Below are 19,105 nucleotides of genomic sequence, written 5' to 3' on the forward strand. Positions count from 1 at the left end.
TCCGCGGCCCGGCCGCGATTCTCCCGTACGCCCCCGAGCCGGTCATGCCGCCACCGCGCCACGGCCTTCCACCGGGATCCGCGCGGAAACCCGGAAGCCGCCGCCGGGGCGTGCCCCGGTGCGCAGGACCCCACCGTAGAGGGCGACCCGTTCCCGCATCCCGACCAGGCCGTGCCCGATCCGGTCGCCGCCCGGCCCTGGGCCGCGCCCGGTGTCGGCCACCTCGACGCCGACCACGCCCTCGTCGAAGGTCAGCCGCACCTCCGCCGTGGCCGTGCCGGCGTGCTTGAGCGCGTTGGTCAGCGCCTCCTGGGCGATCCGGTAGAGGGTCAGCGCCACCCCCTCCTCCAGCGCCCCCGGGGTGCCCTCGATCCGCAGCGTCACCGGCAGGCCGGCCTCGCGCACCTGGTCGACCAGGGCCTCGATGCCGGCGAGTCCCGGCTGCGGGGCCAGGTCGGCGGCCGGCTCGGCGTCGGTACGCAGCACGTCCAGCAGCCGGCGCAGCTCCCGCAGGGTGGCCCGGCTGGTCGCCTCGATGGTGGCGATCGCCCCGTCGGCCGCGTCCGGGTCCTTCGGCAGCACCCGGCGGGCGCCGGTGGCCAGCACCCCCATCACGCTGACGTGGTGCGCGACGACGTCGTGCAGCTCCCGGGCGATGCGGCGGCGCTCGTCGGCGACCGCCTGCTCGGCGAGTGAACGCTGGTTTTCCTCGGCGGCCCGGGCCCGCTCCCGCAGCGCCTCCGTGGCGGCCCGGCGCCCGTGCACGGCCCGGCCCACCGAGTACGACACCGCCCCCGTCAGCAAGCTGTTCACCACCAGGTACGCGGAGCTGACGCCCTCCATCACCCCGTCCAGGGATGCGGTTGCGTTCACCACCGCGGCCGGCAGCCAGAGCGCCAGGGCCGCCGCGACCGCCGTCCGGAGCGGCCGGGTCGCGGCCACCGTGTAGGTGAGCACCAGCAAGGTCAGGCCCTGCGCGGCCGGCGTCAGGTCGAGCAGGACGGGCAGCGCCAGCGTCGCCACCGCCGCGGCGACGGCGGGCCACGGCGCGACCCGGCGCAGCGCCACCGGCGCGGCGCAGACCGGGCTCCAGGCCAGCGTCGCCAGCAGGTGCGGCGGCCAGTAATCGCGGGGGGTGAGGAAGGTGAACACGATCTCCGCCCCGACGAGCCCGACGGCGAGGAGAGCGTCCGCGGCGAGCGGGTGCCGGCGCAGCCACGCCTTCGGGCCCGAAGTCATACCGCGACGCTAGCCGCCGCCACGCCGGATTGATCGTCGCCGACGGTGAGCCCGGCCTCATCCCTGAGGAGGAGACCGCCTCCACCGCGCCAGGGCCCGCCCGCCGCCCGCCGGCTCCCCGGTCCGGGCACCCGGGCGGCTCGCCGGCCCTCGCGCCCGCCGGCTCCCCGGGCCGTGCGCCCGGTGGTCCGCCGGCCCGCGCACCCGGTCGCTCACCGGTCCGTGCGGTCGCTGCGCCACCGGTCGACCGTGGGCATCCCCCTGACGACGTGGGGCCGCGGTCGCGTGCGGCGGCGTCACTCGTCGGCGCCGGGGGCCGCCGGGCGGGACCGGGCGTCGCGCAGCGGATCCGTCGCCACCTGCGTCGGGAACGGCGGCGGGGTGCCGCCGAAGCTCGGGCAGAGGGCCTGATGGCTGCACCAGTCGCAGAGCCGGCTCGGCCGGGGACGGAAGTCCTGCCGGGCGGTCGCCTGCTCGATCGCCCGCCACAGGGCCACCACCGTGCGCTCGAAGCGGAGCAGCTCCTCGGCGTCCGGGGCGTAGTCGCAGACCTCCGCGTCCTTGAGGTAGAGCAGCCGCAGCACCCGGGGGACCACGCCCCGGGTGCGCCACAGCACCAGCGCGTAGAACTTGAGCTGGAACAGCGCCCGCGCCTCGAACGCCTCCCGGGGCGCGCCGCCGGTCTTGTAGTCGACCACCCGCAGCGCGCCGTCCGGCGCCACGTCGAGCCGGTCGAGATAGCCCCGGATCAGCAGCTCCTCGTCGACCACCGCCGAGATCAGGCTCTCCCGCTCGGCCGGCTCCAGCCGGCGCGGGTCCTCCACCGCGAAGTAGCCCTCCAACAGCGCGGCGGCCGAGCGGAGGAACTCGGCCGCGGCCGGGGTGCCGCCGTCGGCGAACAGCCCCGCCAGCTCCGGCTGCTCGGTGACCAGCCGGTCCCACTGCGGGGCCACCAGGTCGCCCGCCGCCGTCGGGGTGCGCGCGCCGGCGGGCAGGTCGAACAGCCGCTCCAGCACGGCGTGCACCAGCGTGCCCCGGGCCTGCTCGACGGTCGGCCGCTCCGGCAGCCGGTCGATGCTGCGGAACCGGTAGAGCAGCGGGCAGGTCTTGAAATCCGCCGCCCGCGACGGCGACAGCGAGGCCCGCACCGTCGCCGGCACCTCGGCCGGGGTCGCGGGCTGCTGCGTGGTCACCGGTTCCGCCGTCATGCCCGGAAGGTTAGGGCACCGGTGTGACACCTCCGCCGTCGCCGCTCCGGCGCATGATCCCCCGCCGCGTAGCATCGGTCCGATGGAGCAGACGAGGCAACCGCGGCGCCGGCCCGACCCGCGGCCCGGCCTGACCGTGGGCCGGGTCTTCGGGGTGCCGCTGCACCTCAACGGCTCGATGGTCCTGCTCACCCTGCTGGTGACCGTGCTGTACGCGGAGTTCGCCCGCCGCCAGCTCGACCTGTCCCAGCTCGCCGGCTACCTGATCGGCTTCGGCTTCGTGGTCTCCCTGCTCGGCTCGGTGCTCCTGCACGAGCTCGGCCACGCCCTGACCGCCCGCCGGTACGGCATCGGTGTGCGCGGCATCACCCTGGAGCTGCTCGGCGGCTACACCGAGATGGACCGCGACGCCCCGTCTCCCCGCGTCGACCTGCTGGTGTCGCTCGCCGGCCCCGCCGTCTCCGCCGTGCTCGGCGCGGTCGCCGTCGCCGCCACCCTCGCCCTGCCCGACCGCACCCTGGCCAACCAGCTCGCGTTCCAGCTGGCGGTGAGCAACGTCATCGTCGCGCTGTTCAACATCCTGCCGGGGCTGCCGCTCGACGGCGGCCGGGCGCTGCGGGCGGCGGTCTGGGCGGTGACCCACGACCGGCACCGGGGCACCGAGGTCGCCGGGTGGGTGGGGCGCGCCGTCGCCGTCGGCACCGCCGCGCTGGTCACCCTGTTCGCCCTCACGGGCGACCTGGCGCCGCTGGCGCTGCCGCTGATGCTGCTCGTCGCGTTCACCCTCTGGCGCGGCGCCGGGCAGTCGATCCGGATGGCGCGGATCAGCCGCCGCTTCCCGCTGATCGACCTGTCCCGGCTGTCCCGGCCGGTGCTCGCCGTGCCCACCGGCACGCCGCTGGCCGAGGCGCAGCGCCGGGCCACCGGCGCCACGCCGGGCGCCGCGCTCCTGGTCACCGACTCCGCCGGCCGGCCGGTCGCCCTGGTCGACCCCGCCGCGGCGGAGGCCGTGCCGGCGGAACGGCGCCCCTGGCTGGCCGTCGACGCGGTCGCCCGGTCCCTGGCCGACCTGCCCGCCATGCCGGTCGGGCTCGACGGGGAGCGGGTGATGGAGGCGGTACAGACCCACCCGGGCGCGCAGTACGTGGTGACCTCAGGCGAAGATGTCGTCGGCATCCTGCACATCGCGGATCTGGCTCAGCTCCTCGAACCTCAACGGAAGATGAACACGTGACCGCAACTCCCCCCGCCGCCCCGGCCGACCCGGGCACCGCGGTGCCCGCCGACACCCGGGCGCTGCCCCCCGTGCACCGCGGGCCGTTCCGGCCCGGCGACCGGGTGCAGCTGACCGACCCCAAGGGGCGGATGCACACGGTCACCCTGGAGCCGGGCAAGGCGTTCCACACCCACCGGGGCATCCTGGAGCACGACACGCTGATCGGCCTGCCCGACGGCAGCGTGGTCACCACCTCCGGCGGCGGCACCGCGTTCCTGGCCCTGCGCCCGCTGCTCTCGGACTACGTGCTCTCCATGCCGCGCGGCGCGCAGGTGATCTACCCGAAGGACTCCGCCCAGATCGTCGCCATGGGCGACATCTTCCCGGGCGCCAAGGTCCTGGAGGCCGGGGCCGGCTCCGGGGCGCTGTCCTGCTCGCTGCTGCGCGCCGTCGGCACCGAGGGCGAGCTGCACTCGTTCGAGGTACGCGACGACTTCGCCCAGATCGCCAAGCGCAACGTCGAGGCGTTCTTCAACGGGCCGCACCCGGCGTGGCACCTGCACGTCGGCGACGTCGCCACCTGCACCGAGACGGGCTTCGACCGGATCATCCTCGACATGCTCACCCCGTGGGAGACCCTCGACATGGTCGAGCGGGCCCTGGTGCCCGGCGGCGTGTTCATCGGTTACGTCGCCACCACCCCGCAGCTGTCCGAGCTGGTCGAGGCGCTGCGCGAGCGCGGCGGCTGGACGGAGCCGCGCGCCTGGGAGTCGCTGGTGCGCGACTGGCACGCCGAAGGACTGGCGGTGCGCCCGGACCACCGCATGATCGCGCACACCGCGTTCCTGGTGTCCGCGCGTAAGCTCGCTCCGGGCGTCACCGCGCCGCCGCGACGCCGCAAGCCCAGCAAGGGCGCCGAGGCGTACGCCGAACGTCGGCAGGCGCTGCGCGAGGCGGAGGCGGTCCGACAGGCCGCCGCCGCGCGGGCCGCCGCGGCGGAGCCGGCCGCGGCCGGGGACACGACGCAGCCGTGACCGTGGAACGAGGCGGCTGGGAGTGAGCGGACGGAACCTGCCGGCCGGTGCGGGCCGGTGGCACGGCTACGGGGAGGTGGCATGAACCGGCCGGGTTTCGGCGGCGGAGACCTGCCGGCGGTGTTCCCGGACTGGTCGCCCTACCAGGACCTCGAATCGGCGGCCCGCGCCTACCTGCGCGACCCCGACGTCGCCCTGGAGGCGCTGGGCGGGGTGCTGCGCGGTGCGTCGGTGCTCGGCTTCACCCTGGAACGCTTCGTCAACGAGGTCAACGGGGTGTGGCAGGAGGTCGTGGTCTGCGACGGCAGCCGGCTCGTCCTCTGGCACGGCGAGGACGTGCCGCCGGGGGAGGGGCCACCCGGGTCGATGACGTCCTCGCTGCGGGTGGTGCCGGTCTCCACGGTCACCGAGGTCGGCTGCCGGCGCCGGCTCACCCGCGACGACAACGGCGGCATCCGGGTCGACAGCATCGACGTCTACCTGCTGCTGACCTCGCTCGACGAGGCGCCGCCCAGCGACGAGGCGGTGGGCGCGCCCCGGCACGACGCGCTGCGCTTCGGCAAGACCCTCGACGACGGTGGCGCGGGGCAGATCGCCCGGCTGGAGGAGTTCGCCCGCCTGGTCGCCTCGGTGGTCGGCCGCCCGATGCTCTGAGGCGTACGCTCGGCAGCCCTCCCGCCCGCCCCCTCGGCGGCGCGGGAGGGCGGGGCGCTCAGTCCTCCTCGGCCTCCGGGCCGGCGACCTCGACGCCGTCGCTGCCGCGTACGACGTGGATGCACTCGCCCGGGCACTCCTTCGCCGAGTCGATCACCTCGAGGCGCAGGTGCTCGGGCACGTCGACCCGGCTGCCCGGCGCGAGCCGCAGCTCACCGTCGGGGCCCTTGACGTAGGCGAGCCCGTCGACGTCGAACTCGAAGACCTCCGGCGCGTACTGCACGCAGAGCCCGTCGCCCGTGCAGAGATCCTGGTCCACCCAGACCTGTAGCTGGTCGGTCATGACCTCCGCCACGGCGCACCCCCCATGTTCTCCCGTCCCACGCCCCGACGGTACCCGAACGCCCGGACCGGCCCCCGGGGCCACCCTTGGCGATCAAGGTTCGGTGACGAGCGCGTTGCGTGGGACCGAATCGGCCTCATAGCGGCTAGTGTTAGGGCAGAACGTTCAAGCCCCCCGGGGAGGTGGGACGTGGCACGCAGCGACGACGCGGACTCGCGCGCCGCACGGTGGGAGAAGGAGGCCCACGATCTCTCCACGCAGGTCGCGTTCCTTCAAGAGGAACTCGCTCTGGTGCGGCGCAAGTTGACCGAAAGCCCCCGACACGTCCGGCAGCTCGAAGAGCGGCTGGCGGCCACCCAGGCACAGTTGGCGCGGCTGACCGAGAACAACGACCGGCTCGTGAGCACCCTCAAGGAGGCCCGCGCGCAGATCGTGACGCTCAAGGAGGAGATCGACCGCCTCGCGCAGCCACCGAGTGGCTACGGCGTCTTCCTCGCGCGGCACGACGACGGCACGGTGGACGTGTTCACCGGCGGACGCAAGCTCCGGGTCGCCGTCTCGCCCTCGCTGGACGTCGCCGAGCTGCGGCGCGGCCAGGAGGTCCTGCTCAACGACGCGCTCAACATCGTCGACGCGTTCGGCTACGAGCGGGTCGGCGAGGTGGTCATGCTCAAGGAGATCCTCGCGGGTCCCGACGGCAGCCCGGGCGACCGGGCGCTGGTGGTCTCGCACTCCGACGAGGAGCGGATCGTGCACCTCGCCGAGACCCTGATCGGCTCGCCGATCCGGGCCGGCGACTCGCTCATGATCGAGCCCCGCTCGGCGTACGCCTACGAGCGGATCCCGAAGAGCGAGGTCGAGGAGCTGGTCCTGGAGGAGGTGCCCGACGTCGACTACACCGACATCGGCGGCCTCCACGCCCAGATCGAGCAGATCCGCGACGCGGTGGAGCTGCCCTTCCTGCACGCCGATCTGTTCCGGGAGCACCAGCTCCGCCCGCCGAAGGGCATCCTGCTCTACGGCCCGCCCGGCTGCGGCAAGACGCTGATCGCCAAGGCGGTGGCCAACTCGCTGGCGAAGAAGATCGCCGAGCGGGAGGGCAAGGAGCGGCACACCAGCTTCTTCCTCAACATCAAGGGCCCGGAGCTGCTCAACAAGTACGTCGGCGAGACCGAGCGGCACATCCGGCTGATCTTCCAGCGGGCCCGCGAGAAGGCCGGCGAGGGCACTCCGGTCATCGTGTTCTTCGACGAGATGGACTCGGTGTTCCGGACCCGGGGCTCCGGTGTCTCCTCCGACGTGGAGAACACGATCGTCCCGCAGTTGCTCAGCGAGATCGACGGCGTGGAGGGCCTGGAGAACGTCATCGTCATCGGCGCCTCCAACCGGGAAGACATGATCGACCCGGCGATCCTGCGTCCCGGTCGGCTCGACGTGAAGATCAAGATCGAGCGGCCGGACGCCGAGGCAGCCAAGGACATCTTCTCCAAGTACATCCTCTCCGGGCTGCCCCTGCACCCGGACGACCTGGCCGAGCACGGCGGCGACCCCCAGGCCACCGTCGCGGCCATGATCGACGCGGTCGTGCTGAGGATGTACTCGGAGACCGAGGAGAACCGCTTCCTCGAGGTCACCTACGCCAACGGCGACAAGGAAGTCCTCTACTTCAAGGACTTCAACTCCGGCGCGATGATCCAGAACATCGTCGACCGGGGCAAGAAGATGGCCATCAAGGAGTTCCTCACCTCCGGCCGCAAGGGCCTGCGCCTGCAGCACCTCCTCGACGCCTGCGTCGACGAGTTCCGGGAGAACGAGGACCTGCCCAACACCACCAACCCCGACGACTGGGCCCGCATCTCCGGCAAGAAGGGCGAGCGGATCGTCTACATCCGCACGCTCGTCTCCGGCGGCAAGGGCGCGGAGGCCGGCCGGTCGATAGAGACGGCCAGCAACACCGGTCAGTACCTCTGACCCACACCCGCACGGGGCCCGCGGCGCGACGCGCCGCGGGCCCCGTCCCGTCCGGACCCACCCGTCCCCGCCCGGCCCGCGCCTGCCGCCCCGGTCCGGCGCGCCCCCATCCGCCGCGCGGCCGACTACGCTCGACGTGACGGGGGACCGGGTCGGGCGAGCGAAGCAGGTAGGTCGATGAGCGTAAGACGGATCATGGGCACCGAGGTCGAGTACGGCATCTCCGTGCCCGGCCAAGCCGGCGCCAACCCCATGGTCACCTCCTCCCAGGTGGTCAACGCCTACGGGGCGCGCCCGGAACTCAACCGGGGCGGCCGGGCCCGCTGGGACTACGAGGAGGAGTCGCCGCTGCGGGACGCGCGCGGTTTCACCTACTCCGGTGCCGCGTACGACCCGGCCGAGGCGCTCGCCGACGAGGACCTCGGGCTGGCCAACGTGATACTCACCAACGGCGCGCGGCTCTACGTCGACCACGCCCACCCGGAATACTCCACACCCGAGGTGACCAACCCGCGGGACCTGGTGCGCTGGGACAAGGCGGGGGAGCGGGTGATGGCCGAGGCGGCCCGCCGCGCCGCCACCATCCCCGGCACCCAGCCCATCCACCTCTACAAGAACAACACCGACAACAAGGGCGCCAGCTACGGCTCCCACGAGAACTACCTGATGCGCCGCCAGACGGCCTTCGCCGACATCGTGGCGTACCTGACGCCGTTCTTCGTGACCCGGCAGATCGTCTGCGGCGCCGGCCGCGTCGGCATCGGGCAGGACGGCGGGCAGAGCGGCTTCCAGATCTCCCAGCGCGCCGACTTCTTCGAGGTCGAGGTCGGCCTGGAGACCACCCTCAAGCGGCCGATCATCAACACCCGCGACGAGCCGCACGCCGACGCCGACAAGTACCGGCGGCTGCACGTCATCATCGGCGACGCGAACCTGTCGGAGATCTCCACCTACCTCAAGGTCGGCACCACCGCGCTGATCCTCACCATGATCGAGGAGAAGGCGCTCGGCTCCGACCTGGGCATCGCCGACCCGGTCAGCGAGCTGCGCGCGGTCAGCCACGACCCGTCGCTCACCCACCTGATGCGGCTGCGCGACGGGCGGCGACTCACCGCCCTGGACGTGCAGTGGGCGTACTACGAGCGGGTGCGGTCCTTCGTGGACGACCGCTACGGCGCCGACGCCGACGAGCAGACCCTGGACGTGCTCGCTCGCTGGGAGGGCGTGCTGGACCGGCTGGGCCGCGACGTCATGCTCTGCGCCGACGAGCTGGACTGGGTGGCGAAGCTGCGGCTGCTGGAGGGCTACCGGGAGCGCGAGAAGCTCGGCTGGGGCTCGCACAAGCTCCAGTTGGTCGACCTGCAGTACTCGGACGTCCGCCCGGAGAAGGGCCTCTACCACCGGCTGGTCTCCCGGGGCGCGATGAAGACCCTGCTCGACGACGAGCAGACCCGCACCGCGATGACCGAGCCGCCGGAGGACACCCGCGCCTACTTCCGCGGCCGCTGCCTGGCCCAGTACGCCTCCGAGGTGGTCGCGGCCAGCTGGGACTCGGTCATCTTCGACGTGGGCCGGGAGTCGCTGGTGCGGGTGCCGATGATGGAGCCCGAGCGCGGCACCCGCAAGCACGTCGGCGCGCTCTTCGACCGCTGCCCCAGCGCGAAGGACCTGCTCGAGACCCTCACCGGCGGCTGATCGGCGTGGACGGATTCCCGCCGCGTGCCGAAGCCGGCGCGCGGCGGGCTTTTCGTCGCCTCCGCGAGGTAAGTTGATCGCAGGCGATCGTGGAGGAGGCAGCAATGGCCACTCGTGACAGCGGCGGGCAGTCGCAGTCGGGCAAGTCCCGGCAGGGCGAGGAGATCGAGGACGTCACCACCGAGGCGAACCCGGAGGTCGCCGAGCGGCACGCCGAGATCACCGAGGACGTCGACGACCTGCTCGACGAGATCGACTCCGTCCTGGAGGAGAACGCCGAGGAGTTCGTGCGCGGTTACGTCCAGAAAGGGGGGGAGTGATACCTTATGTCCGATTCGCCTAGCGCGTCGGACAAGGTGTGCCCCCAGTGTGACCGGTTGCTGCCCGTCGCCGAGTTTCATCGCAACCGGCGGCGGGCGGACGGCCTCGCCTACTACTGCAAGTCCTGTGCGGCGGCCCGCTCCCTGGCGAGCCGCCGCGAGCGCGGCATCGCGCCGCAGAAACGTTCCACCCTGCCGGTCGGAGAGGGCCTGAAGTGGTGCCCGGACTGCGAGCAGGTCAAGCCGATGGACGACTTCCCGAGGACCACCAAGGGCAGCGGGCGGCACAGCTACTGCAAGCCCTGCCACAACGCGCGGGGCAGGGAAACCGCCCAGCGGCTCTACGGCGGCACGCGGGAATACCATCTCCGGCGGCGTTACGGGATCGGGGAGAAGGAGTTCCAGGAGCTCCTGGCCGAGCAGGGCGGTGTCTGCGCGATCTGCGGCACGCCGGACCCCCAACATCTGGACCACGATCATCGCACCGGCTGGGTGCGCGGGATATTGTGCTTCAACTGCAACGGTGGTCTCGGCCAGTTCCGTGACGATCAGTCGCGGCTGGCCGGGGCGATCACATATCTGAGAGGAACCACGTGGCAGCGGGTTTTGATCCATCCGGGCGTCTACCAGATGTGTTCACCAACGCGGGGACGTCCTCCTTCACCTCGTTCCTGAGCAAGGTGGCCCCCGAGATGCTGCCCGGCCGACGGCCGCTGCCGCCGGGCATGGCCGCCGACATGGCGCCACACGCGACGACCATCGTGGCCATCTCGGCCGTCGGCGGCGTCGTGATGGCGGGCGACCGGCGGGCCACCATGGGCAACCTGATCGCCCAGCGCGACATCGAGAAGGTGCACCCGGCCGACGCGTACTCCCTGGTGGGCATCGCGGGCACGGCGGGCATCGGCATCGAGCTGATGCGACTGTTCCAGGTGGAGCTGGAGCACTACGAGAAGATCGAGGGCGCGATGCTCTCGCTCGACGGCAAGGCCAACCGGCTCGCCTCGATGATCCGCGGCAACCTGGGCGCCGCCATGCAGGGCCTGGCGGTGATCCCGCTCTTCGCTGGCTTCGACCTGGCCGCGAAGGACCCGGCGCGGGCCGGCCGCATCTTCAGCTTCGACGTCACCGGCGGCCCGTACGAGGAGACCGGCTACGACGCGATCGGCTCCGGTTCGCTCTTCGCCCGCTCCGCGCTGAAGAAGCGCTTCCAGCCGGGTCTCTCGATCGACGAGGCGGTCCGGCTCGCGGTCGAGGCGCTCTACGACGCGGCCGACGACGACACCGCCACCGGCGGGCCGGACCTGATCCGCCGGATCTACCCGGTGGTGATGACGGCGACGGCGGAGGGCACCCACCGGCTCACCGACGAGGAGATGTCGGCGATCGCCGAGAGCGTGGTCTCCGGCCGGATGGAGAATCCGGGCGGTTGATCCGCTCCCGCCCGCACCAGTCAGCAGCCGTCAGCACAGCGCCCTGAAGGAGAACCGCCGCCGTGGCCATGCAGTTCTACGCCTCGCCCGAGCAGATCATGCGCGACCGCTCCGAGCTGGCCCGCAAGGGCATCGCCCGGGGCCGCAGCGCGGTCGTCCTGAGCTACGAGGGCGGGGTGCTCTTCGTCGCCGAGAACCTCTCCAGCGCCCTGCACAAGGTCAGTGAGATCTACGACCGGATCGGCTTCGCCGCCGTCGGTCGCTACAACGAGTTCGAGAACCTGCGCCGCGCCGGCGTGCGGATGGCCGACCTGAACGGCCTGAGCTACGACCGGCGCGACGTCACCGGCCGGGCCCTGGCGAACGCGTTCGCGCAGACCCTGGGCGCCATCTTCACCGAGCAGTCGAAGCCGTTCGAGGTGGAGATCTGCGTGGCCGAGGTCGGCGCCACCGCCGAGGACGACGAGCTCTACCGGCTCACCTACGACGGCTCCGTCAACGACGAGCCGGGCCGGATGGCGATGGGCGGGCAGGCCGAGGCGATCACCGGCGTGCTGAAGTCCCACCACCGTCCGGACATGTCGCTGGGCGAGGCGGTGAAGGTCGCGGTGCAGGCGCTGGGCAGCGTCGGGGGCGAGGGCGGCGCGTCCCGCACTATCGCCGCGAACCAGTTGGAGGTGGCGGTCCTGGACCGGCGCCGGGTGGGACGGACGTTCCGCCGCATCACCGGGGCGGCGCTGACCGCCCTGCTGGACGGCGGAAAGACCGAGGAGCCGGCCGTGCCGGCCCGTCCGGAGACCCCGACCGCGCCGACCGAGGAGGCGGGGAAGCCCACCACGTCGGCCGGCTCGGCGGACCTGGAGGGCCAGCAGCCGGAGGCCCCCGAGGCGTAGCGGAGTCGGTCGCGCGGGCGTCGGGGCCGTGGGCCCGGGCGCCCGCGGGGTCGTCGTACGCCCGTGGGTCGACGGTGCGGCCGCGGCGGGCCTGTCCCGTCCGGCCCGCCTGGCTCGACCGGGCCGGACGACGCCCGCACCGGCGTGACGCCGTCTTCGTGCCGGTGCGCCCGTGCGGCGGCACGGTCCACCTGGGACGCCGCCGGCGGGCGTACGGCGAGGTCGTGCCCGGGTGACGGCGGGGCCGGCGCGCGCGGCATGGCCCTCGGCGGGCCGGCGGGCGTCCCTGGCGTGAGACGACGTGGTGAGGCTGCCCATCTGGGGCCTCGGGCGGCTAATGTCTCATCATGGAGCGGCGAATCTTCGGCCTTGAGACCGAGTACGGCGTCACCTGCACCTACCGCGGGCAGCGGCGGCTGTCCCCCGACGAGGTCGCCCGGTACCTCTTCCGCCGAGTGGTGTCCTGGGGCCGGTCGAGCAACGTGTTCCTGCGCAACGGCGCCCGGCTCTACCTCGACGTCGGCTCGCACCCGGAGTACGCCACCCCGGAGTGCGACTCGGTGGTGGACCTGGTCGCGCACGACCGGGCCGGCGAGCGGATCCTGGAGGGGCTGCTGGTCGACGCGGAGAAGCGGTTGCACGACGAGGGCATCGCGGGCGAGATCTACCTGTTCAAGAACAACACCGACTCGGCCGGAAACTCGTACGGCTGCCACGAGAACTACCTGGTCTCCCGGCACGGCGAGTTCGGCCGGCTGGCCGACGTGCTGATCCCGTTCCTGGTCACGCGGCAGTTGATCTGCGGCGCGGGCAAGGTGTTGCAGACGCCGCGCGGGGCGGTCTACTGCCTGTCGCAGCGGGCCGAGCACATCTGGGAGGGCGTCTCGTCGGCGACCACCCGGAGCCGGCCGATCATCAACACGCGGGACGAGCCGCACGCGGACGCGGAGCGCTACCGCCGGCTGCACGTGATCGTCGGCGACTCCAACATGAACGAGGTCACCACGCTGCTCAAGGTCGGCACCGCCGACATCGTGCTGCGGATGATCGAGGCCGGGGTGGTGATGCGGGACCTGACGCTGGAGAACCCGATCCGGGCTATCCGCGAGGTGTCGCACGACATCACGGGCCGGCGCAAGGTGCGGCTGTCCTCCGGCAAGGAGGTCAGCGCGCTGGAGATCCAGCAGGAATACCTGGCGAAGGCGACCGAGTTCGTGGAGCGGCGCGGCGGCGACCAGACCGCCAAGCGGGTGGTGGAGTTGTGGGGTCGGGTGCTGCGCGCGGTGGAGACCGGCGACCTGGAACCGGTGGCCCGGGAGATCGACTGGGTGACCAAGCTGCGGCTGATCGAGCGCTACCAGCGCAAGCACGACCTGCCGCTGTCGCATCCGCGGGTCGCCCAGATGGATCTCGCCTACCACGACCTGCGCCGGGGCCGGGGCCTCTACGGGCTGCTGGAGCGGCGCGGCGAGGTGGACCGGGTGGCCACCGACCCGGAGATCTTCGAGGCGAAGGAGACTCCGCCGCAGACGACCCGGGCCCGGCTGCGCGGCGAGTTCATCCGGCACGCCCAGGAGAAGCGGCGTGACTTCACCGTCGACTGGGTGCACCTGAAGCTGAACGACCAGGCGCAGCGCACGGTGCTCTGCAAGGACCCGTTCCGGGCGTACGACGAGCGGGTGGAGCGGCTGATCGCCAGCATGTGACGGTGCGGGCCGGCCCGGTGTGGTGGTGACCGCCTGCCGGGTCGGCCGGCCCGGTAGGCTGACCGCGCCATGACGACTTCCGAACCTCCCGACAGCGGCCGGGCGCGGCAGAACTGGGTCGAGCGCCGCCGCGAGAAGATCCGCGCCGAGATCGAGCGTAACCGGCGCGGCGAGTACACGGTGCCCACCTGGGTGTTGGCGCTCGCGCTGGTGCTGATCGTGGGCGCCTGGCTCGCCCTGATCTTCATGGCCTGACCCTCCCGGGCGGCGCTGGTCGGCACGGCCTGACCGGGCCCGGACGGCACCGCAAGCTCGAAGTGGCCTCGGCCCGGCGACGCTGGGACGATCGTCCCGTTCGGCGTTGTCGGTCCGTGGACCGGGCACGCCCCGCCGCGGCGGCAAGGGATGGTGACGTCATCGCACACATCGACCTCGGTATCGACGAGCGGGAGCATCCGGGCATCCGGGGCCCGATGCGGTTCCGGCCGGAGACGGCCAAGCCCCTCAACGCGCTGGCGGAGGCGCTGCTGCGCGCCCCGCACCCGACGCTGACGCCCGGGGAGCGGGAGCTGATCGCGGCGTACGTGTCGGGGCTGAACGAGTGCCGGTTCTGCTGCGCGACGCACTCCGCCTTCGCGGCGGCGCAGCTCCCCTCCGGCATGCCGCTGGTGGACCGGGTCCTCGTCGATCCGGTGGACGCGGAGGTCAGCGAGAAGCTGCGGGCGTTGTTGCGCATCGCCGAGGCCGTGCAGCGCAGCGGCCGCGACGTGACGGTGGAGCTGGTGGAAGCCGCCCGGGGTGCCGGCGCGACGGACCTGGAGATCCACGACACGGTCCTGATCGCGGCGGCGTTCTGCATGTACAACCGCTACGTGGACGGGTTGGGCACCCTGGTCCCGGACGACCCGGCGGTGTACGAGAAGGCCGCCGAGCGCATCGTGCGGCAGGGCTACCTGGCGACCTGAGGGCGGCCGCCGGGCACGTCGGTCGTCCGGCGTCCGGGTCGGGCTCGGGCCGGGTCAGGTCAGCAGGCGGGCGGCGTGCCGGCCGGCCGCGGCGGCGGCCAGGAAGTACGCGTGGTCGGCGTCGAGGCCCCGGCCCATGGTGGACAGCGGCACCGGTGCCGCCCGCAGCGCGGCGTCGAGCCCGTCGGTGGGCACCCGGACGACGGTGTGCCGTGCCGCGAGGGGGGCCAGCGCGGCGTCCACCTCGCCGGCCAGCGCCGGGTCCAGTCCGGCGGGCACCACCAGCGCGGCGGGGGCGAGGGCCACCCGGCCGTACGCGGTGAGGCTGTGGTGCGACACGCCCCGGTGCCGGGGCCGGGGGTCGGCGTCGGAGATCCGCAGCGACCCGACCGGTCGCCCGCCCAGCGTGGCGACGGCGTTGACGGCCTCGCCGACGCCCACGCCGGAGAAGCCCCACCGGGTGCCGGTGCCGAGGTTGCCGGGCCCCTGGGCGACGATCGCCACGTCGGCGCCCAGGACGTGGCGGGCGGCCAGCAGGCCGCTGTGCACGGTGCTCGCCTCCAGGTCGCCGCCGAACGCCTGGCCGACGCTGACCGTGCCGGCGAGGTGGTCGCGCAGCCCGGCGAGGGTGCGGGAGAACCAGGCGGGCAGCGCCCCGCCGTCGGTCAGCACGTACGCCACCCGGGCGTCCGGGGCGTCGGCGTGGATGCCGGCCAGGACCGCCGGCAGCGCGGAGTGCAGGTCGGCGGTGACGACCGGCAGGCCGCCCAGGTCGTCGGCGGCGGCCAGGACCTCGCGGTGTGGGGACGCCTCCTCGTCGACGCCGAGCAGGATCGGCTGCAGCGGGGTGTAGCGGGCCTTGACGAGGTGACCGGCGTCGCGGGTGTCGAGGGCCTGCGGCGGGTCCGGCGGCAGCCGGTCGGGCAGTGCCACGACCAGGGCGTACCCGCCGGTGCCGAGGCCCATCAGCAGCGCGCCGGCGTTGAGCAGCACCCGATCGCCGGGCTCGGGTAGGCCGACCAGTTCGGGGTAGGCCAGGGCGCGGACCGTGGCGCCGTCGGGCAGGTCGACGTCGAGCTCCACCGCCCCGGTCCACTGCCGCCGCAGCGCCGTCACCGTTCCGGACCGCCATCGCACCATGCCCGGCACGCTAGCGTCGCCGCCCCGGCCGGCCGCGCCCGGGGGCGGCCGGGCGATGCCGCCGGGCGGGGCGGCTGGAGCAGGGCGGCCCGGCCCGGGGAGCAAGGGCGGGCGGCCGGGGAGGGCAGGGCGGGTCAGCCGGCGGGGTCGTCCGGCCGCCGGGCGCCGCCGCGTGGGGTGCCGGTGGGGTCGAGGAAGACGTACCGGATCTGCGGGTAGCGGGCGGTGAGGCGGCGCTCGGCCTCGTCGGCAACGGCCTCGATGGTCGCGCCGGTCGCCTCGTCGTCGAAGTCCAGCTTCGCGGCGACCAGGACGTCGGCCGGGCCGAGCTGCATGGTCAGCAGCGTGTCGAGTCGGCGCACGGTGGCCAGCCCGGCGAGTTCGCCGGCGATCTCGCGGTGCACCCGCTCCGGCACCGCCCGACCGACCAGCAGCGAGATGTTGCTGCGGGCCAGGACGGTGGCGACCACGAGCAGCAGCACCCCGATCAGGATGGAGGCCAGGCCGTCCCACAGCTCCTCGCCGGTGAGCTGGGACAGGGCCACCCCGACGGCGGCCAGCACCAAGCCGATCAGGGCCGCGGCGTCCTCGAAGAACACCGCCTTGACGGCGGGGTCGGCGGTCAGCCGCAGGAACCGGCGTGGTGTGGTGTGCAACTGCAGGGACTCGGTGCGGATCTGGCGTACGGCGCGGGCCAGCGAGACCGACTCGATGGCGAACGACACGGCCAGCACGACGTAGGCGGCCAGGTAGTCGTTCCGGTGCTCGTGCACCAGGATGGTGGTGACGCCGTGGGTGATGGCGAAGCCGGCGCCGGCGACGAACGTGAACACCGCCGCCAGGAAGGCCCAGACGTAGCTCTCCTTTCCGTACCCGAACGGGTGGCGGGCGTCTGCCGGGCGCGCCCCGCGCCGCAGCGCGAGGTAGAGCAGCACCTCGGTGGTGGTGTCGGCGACGGAGTGCACGGCCTCGGAGAGCATCGCCGCCGACCCGGAGATCAGCCCGGCGACCAGTTTGGCGACGGCGATGGCGAGGTTGGCGGCCCCGGCGACCACGACGGTGCCGACGCTCTCCGTCTTGACCTCCGGCCGCGCCACCAGGTCACTGTATGACCGCCGGACGTGCCGTGCGGGCGGACCGGACGCGGGGCCGGTGCGACGCGACCCACGTGGTGCCCGCGTGGGTGCACGTGCCCGACGCGCGGGCTGCTAGCGTCTACCCGTGTCGCGGACCCGCACCGAACGCCTGGTCAACCTGGTGATCTGCCTGCTGTCCACGCGACGGTTCCTGACCGCCGCGCAGATCGCCGCGACCGTGCCCGGCTACGAGCACGATCCGGAGGACGCGCGCGACCACGAGGCGTTCCAGCGCAAGTTCGAGCGGGACAAGGCCGAGCTGCGTGAGCTGGGCGTACCGCTGGAGACCGGGACGGCGAGCGTCTTCGACGCGGAGCCCGGCTACCGGATCGCCCACCGCGAGTACGCGCTGCCGGACATCCCCCTCGAGCCGGACGAGGCCGCCGCGGTGGGCATCGCCGCGCGGCTGTGGCAGCACGCCGGGCTGGCCGCCGCCGCCTCCTCCGGGCTGGCGAAGCTGCGCGCCGCCGGCGTCGACGTGGACCCGCAGGCCACGCTGGGCCTGGAGCCGATGGTGACGGTGGACCCGGCGTTCGCGCCGCTCACCGCCGCCGCCCGGGACCGGCGGGAGGTCACCTTCGACTACCGGGTGCCCGACCGCGACGAGCCGAACCGCCGCCGGTTGCAGCCGTGGGGTGTGGTCTGCTGGCGGGGCCGGTGGTACGTGGTCGGCCACGACCTCGACCGCGAGGCGACCCGCTGCTTCCGGCTGTCGCGGGTGGTCGGCGCGGTCCGGGTGACGGGCACGCCGGGCGGCTACGAGCCGCCGGCCGGGGTCGACCTGATCAGCCACGTGGCCCGCTGGTCGGGGCCGGTGGAGCGCACCGGGCGGGCCACCGTGCTGGCCGCCCCGGGCCGCGCCGCCGGGCTGCGCCGCTGGGCGGTCGGCGTCACCGCCGGGCCCGACGGCGACCGGCTCGTCCTGCCGTACGCCGACGTGGACGTCCTCGCCGGCCAGCTCGTCGGCTACGGTCCGGACGTGCGGGTGCTCGACCCGCCCGAGGTGCGGGAGGCGGTCATCCAGCGGCTCAAGGAGATCGCGGCCCGGCACGACGACCTCGCCGTCGTCGGGGGTGCCCGGTGACCCGGCCGGCCGCCCGTGGCGGCTCCCGCGCGTCGGCCGACCGGCTGGCCCGGCTGCTGAACCTGGTGCCCTACCTGCTCGCCCGGCCCGGTATCGAGATCGCCGAGGCCGCCGGTGACCTGGGCGTCACCGAGCGGCAGCTGCGCGAGGATCTGGAACTGCTGTGGGTGTGCGGGCTGCCCGGCTACGGCCCGGGCGACCTGATCGACATGGCCTTCGACGGCGACCGGGTGACCATCACCTACGACGCCGGCATCGACCGGCCGCTGCGGCTCACCCCCGACGAGGCCCTCGCGCTGGTGGTGGCGCTGCGGATGCTCGCCGAGACGCCCGGGGTGGCCAACCGGGAGGCCGTGGAGCGGGCCCTCGCCAAGATCGAGAATGCGGCCGGGGACCTGGTGGCCGCGCCCGTCGAGGTCCGGCTGCCCGCCGACACCCGTCGGGTGCAGGAGCTGCGGGCCGCCGTCGAGAGCGGCCGGGCGCTGCGCATCACCTACTACACGGCGGCGCGGGACGAGACCACGGACCGCGTCGTCGATCCGCTGCGGATGCTGATGGTCGGTGGCCGGGCGTACGTGGAGGCGTGGTGCCGCCGGGCGGAGGCGGTGCGGCTGTTCCGGGTCGACCGGATCGACGCGGTCACCGAGTTGGACGAGCCGGCGATGGTGCCGCCGCAGGCCCGCCCGCACGACCTCACCGACGGCGTGTTCCGGCCCTCGCCGGACCTGCCGTTGATCACCCTGCGGGTCGGCCGGGGCGAGCGGTGGATCACCGAGTACTACCCGTGCGAGCGGGTCGAGGCCGGCACCGGTGACCAGTGGTTGGTTTCGCTGCGGGTCACCGACCTGGGCTGGGCCCGTCGCTTCGTGCTGGGGCTGGGGCCGGACGTCGCCGTGGTCGCCCCGGCCGAGCTGGCCGAGCAGGTCCGGGCCGCGGCGACCGCCGCGCTCGACGCGTACGCGACGCCGACCCCGGCCGCGCCCCGGCGCCCGGCGGACGGGTCGGACACGCCGCCGGCGGTGCCCTCGGCCGACCCGGCGGTGACCGCGGGCACCCAGTAGGCTGGCC

General features: G+C 73.7%; 19 protein-coding genes. 14 read left to right on the plus strand and 5 right to left on the minus strand.

Features of this window, described 5'->3' with window-relative positions; genetic code table 11:
* Nucleotides 1-42 precede the first annotated feature (42 nt).
* Together ACGFZ2_RS03555 and ACGFZ2_RS03560 are read right to left on the minus strand one after the other, a co-directional pair.
* Nucleotides 43-1,239 carry a sensor histidine kinase gene (locus tag ACGFZ2_RS03555; RefSeq protein ID WP_393449768.1) on the minus strand — a complete coding sequence of 399 codons (1,197 nt, stop codon included), beginning with the start codon at nucleotides 1,237-1,239 and terminating at the stop codon, nucleotides 43-45.
* A gap of 296 nt (nucleotides 1,240-1,535) precedes the next feature.
* Nucleotides 1,536-2,447, minus strand: coding sequence for a RecB family exonuclease (locus tag ACGFZ2_RS03560; RefSeq protein ID WP_393449771.1), 912 nt, complete (start codon nucleotides 2,445-2,447; stop codon nucleotides 1,536-1,538).
* Between the two features lie 82 nt (nucleotides 2,448-2,529).
* Here ACGFZ2_RS03560 and ACGFZ2_RS03565 point away from each other — a divergent pair, with 82 nt between their 5' ends.
* The 3 genes from ACGFZ2_RS03565 to ACGFZ2_RS03575 all read left to right on the plus strand — a co-directional run bounded on the left by ACGFZ2_RS03565 (nucleotide 2,530) and on the right by ACGFZ2_RS03575 (nucleotide 5,351).
* Entirely contained in the window at nucleotides 2,530-3,681 is a 1,152-nt protein-coding gene (locus ACGFZ2_RS03565; RefSeq protein ID WP_393449774.1) for a M50 family metallopeptidase, read from the plus strand.
* Nucleotides 3,678-4,697 (plus strand): tRNA (adenine-N1)-methyltransferase, encoded by a 1,020-nt coding sequence (locus tag ACGFZ2_RS03570; protein WP_393262168.1) that lies wholly within the window; start codon nucleotides 3,678-3,680, stop codon nucleotides 4,695-4,697. The genes ACGFZ2_RS03565 and ACGFZ2_RS03570 overlap by 4 nt, the downstream gene beginning before the upstream one ends.
* An 81-nt stretch (nucleotides 4,698-4,778) precedes the next feature.
* Nucleotides 4,779-5,351 (plus strand): hypothetical protein, encoded by a 573-nt coding sequence (locus tag ACGFZ2_RS03575; RefSeq protein ID WP_350704280.1) that lies wholly within the window; start codon nucleotides 4,779-4,781, stop codon nucleotides 5,349-5,351.
* Between the two features lie 58 nt (nucleotides 5,352-5,409).
* Here the strand turns inward: ACGFZ2_RS03575 and ACGFZ2_RS03580 are convergent, their stop codons facing one another.
* Nucleotides 5,410-5,706, minus strand: a complete 297-nt coding sequence (locus ACGFZ2_RS03580) for a ferredoxin (RefSeq protein WP_350685639.1) — start codon at nucleotides 5,704-5,706, stop codon at nucleotides 5,410-5,412.
* Nucleotides 5,707-5,883: 177 nt separating this feature from the next.
* Here ACGFZ2_RS03580 and arc point away from each other — a divergent pair, with 177 nt between their 5' ends.
* From arc to ACGFZ2_RS03625, 9 genes are all read left to right on the plus strand, one after another.
* Nucleotides 5,884-7,665: a proteasome ATPase gene (gene arc, locus ACGFZ2_RS03585; protein ID WP_350685640.1), complete on the plus strand. Its 1,782-nt coding sequence runs from the start codon at nucleotides 5,884-5,886 to the stop codon at nucleotides 7,663-7,665.
* 177 nt (nucleotides 7,666-7,842) lie between these two features.
* Nucleotides 7,843-9,360, plus strand: a complete 1,518-nt coding sequence (gene dop / locus ACGFZ2_RS03590; RefSeq protein WP_393262163.1) for a depupylase/deamidase Dop — start codon at nucleotides 7,843-7,845, stop codon at nucleotides 9,358-9,360.
* A gap of 104 nt (nucleotides 9,361-9,464) precedes the next feature.
* The gene (locus ACGFZ2_RS03595) at nucleotides 9,465-9,680 is read left to right on the plus strand and encodes a ubiquitin-like protein Pup (RefSeq protein WP_088993750.1); all 216 of its coding nucleotides are present in this window, start codon (nucleotides 9,465-9,467) and stop codon (nucleotides 9,678-9,680) included.
* A 57-nt stretch (nucleotides 9,681-9,737) separates the two neighbouring features.
* Complete coding sequence (locus ACGFZ2_RS03600) at nucleotides 9,738-10,355, plus strand: endonuclease VII domain-containing protein (protein ID WP_393449777.1); 618 nt, start codon at nucleotides 9,738-9,740, stop codon at nucleotides 10,353-10,355.
* A complete protein-coding gene (gene prcB, locus ACGFZ2_RS03605; RefSeq protein WP_350704275.1) occupies nucleotides 10,274-11,113 on the plus strand; it encodes a proteasome subunit beta in 840 nt (279 codons plus the stop codon). Before ACGFZ2_RS03600 ends, prcB begins: the two co-directional genes overlap by 82 nt.
* Before the next feature lie 62 nt (nucleotides 11,114-11,175).
* Nucleotides 11,176-12,006, plus strand: a complete 831-nt coding sequence (gene prcA, locus ACGFZ2_RS03610; protein ID WP_393449780.1) for a proteasome subunit alpha — start codon at nucleotides 11,176-11,178, stop codon at nucleotides 12,004-12,006.
* Nucleotides 12,007-12,353: 347 nt separating this feature from the next.
* Nucleotides 12,354-13,712 carry a Pup--protein ligase gene (pafA, locus tag ACGFZ2_RS03615; protein ID WP_350685647.1) on the plus strand — a complete coding sequence of 453 codons (1,359 nt, stop codon included), beginning with the start codon at nucleotides 12,354-12,356 and terminating at the stop codon, nucleotides 13,710-13,712.
* A gap of 69 nt (nucleotides 13,713-13,781) precedes the next feature.
* The gene (locus ACGFZ2_RS03620) at nucleotides 13,782-13,967 is read left to right on the plus strand and encodes a hypothetical protein (RefSeq protein ID WP_393262154.1); all 186 of its coding nucleotides are present in this window, start codon (nucleotides 13,782-13,784) and stop codon (nucleotides 13,965-13,967) included.
* A gap of 161 nt (nucleotides 13,968-14,128) precedes the next feature.
* Nucleotides 14,129-14,677, plus strand: a complete 549-nt coding sequence (locus ACGFZ2_RS03625; RefSeq protein WP_393450228.1) for a carboxymuconolactone decarboxylase family protein — start codon at nucleotides 14,129-14,131, stop codon at nucleotides 14,675-14,677.
* Between the two features lie 54 nt (nucleotides 14,678-14,731).
* Here ACGFZ2_RS03625 and ACGFZ2_RS03630 read toward each other — a convergent pair whose 3' ends face one another.
* Together ACGFZ2_RS03630 and ACGFZ2_RS03635 are read right to left on the minus strand one after the other, a co-directional pair.
* Nucleotides 14,732-15,817, minus strand: a complete 1,086-nt coding sequence (locus tag ACGFZ2_RS03630) for a DUF3866 family protein (protein WP_393449783.1) — start codon at nucleotides 15,815-15,817, stop codon at nucleotides 14,732-14,734.
* Nucleotides 15,818-15,951: 134 nt separating this feature from the next.
* Complete coding sequence (locus tag ACGFZ2_RS03635) at nucleotides 15,952-16,914, minus strand: cation diffusion facilitator family transporter (RefSeq protein WP_393449786.1); 963 nt, start codon at nucleotides 16,912-16,914, stop codon at nucleotides 15,952-15,954.
* Between the two features lie 124 nt (nucleotides 16,915-17,038).
* Between ACGFZ2_RS03635 and ACGFZ2_RS03640 the strand changes: the two genes are divergently transcribed.
* Together ACGFZ2_RS03640 and ACGFZ2_RS03645 are read left to right on the plus strand one after the other, a co-directional pair.
* Nucleotides 17,039-18,037, plus strand: a complete 999-nt coding sequence (locus ACGFZ2_RS03640; protein WP_393449789.1) for a helix-turn-helix transcriptional regulator — start codon at nucleotides 17,039-17,041, stop codon at nucleotides 18,035-18,037.
* Nucleotides 18,034-19,098: a helix-turn-helix transcriptional regulator gene (locus ACGFZ2_RS03645; protein ID WP_393449792.1), complete on the plus strand. Its 1,065-nt coding sequence runs from the start codon at nucleotides 18,034-18,036 to the stop codon at nucleotides 19,096-19,098. The genes ACGFZ2_RS03640 and ACGFZ2_RS03645 overlap by 4 nt, the downstream gene beginning before the upstream one ends.
* The last annotated feature ends 7 nt before the right edge of the window (nucleotides 19,099-19,105 follow it).

This window comes from Micromonospora sp. NPDC048063, from assembly GCF_043202855.1.
Taxonomy (GTDB): domain Bacteria; phylum Actinomycetota; class Actinomycetes; order Mycobacteriales; family Micromonosporaceae; genus Micromonospora.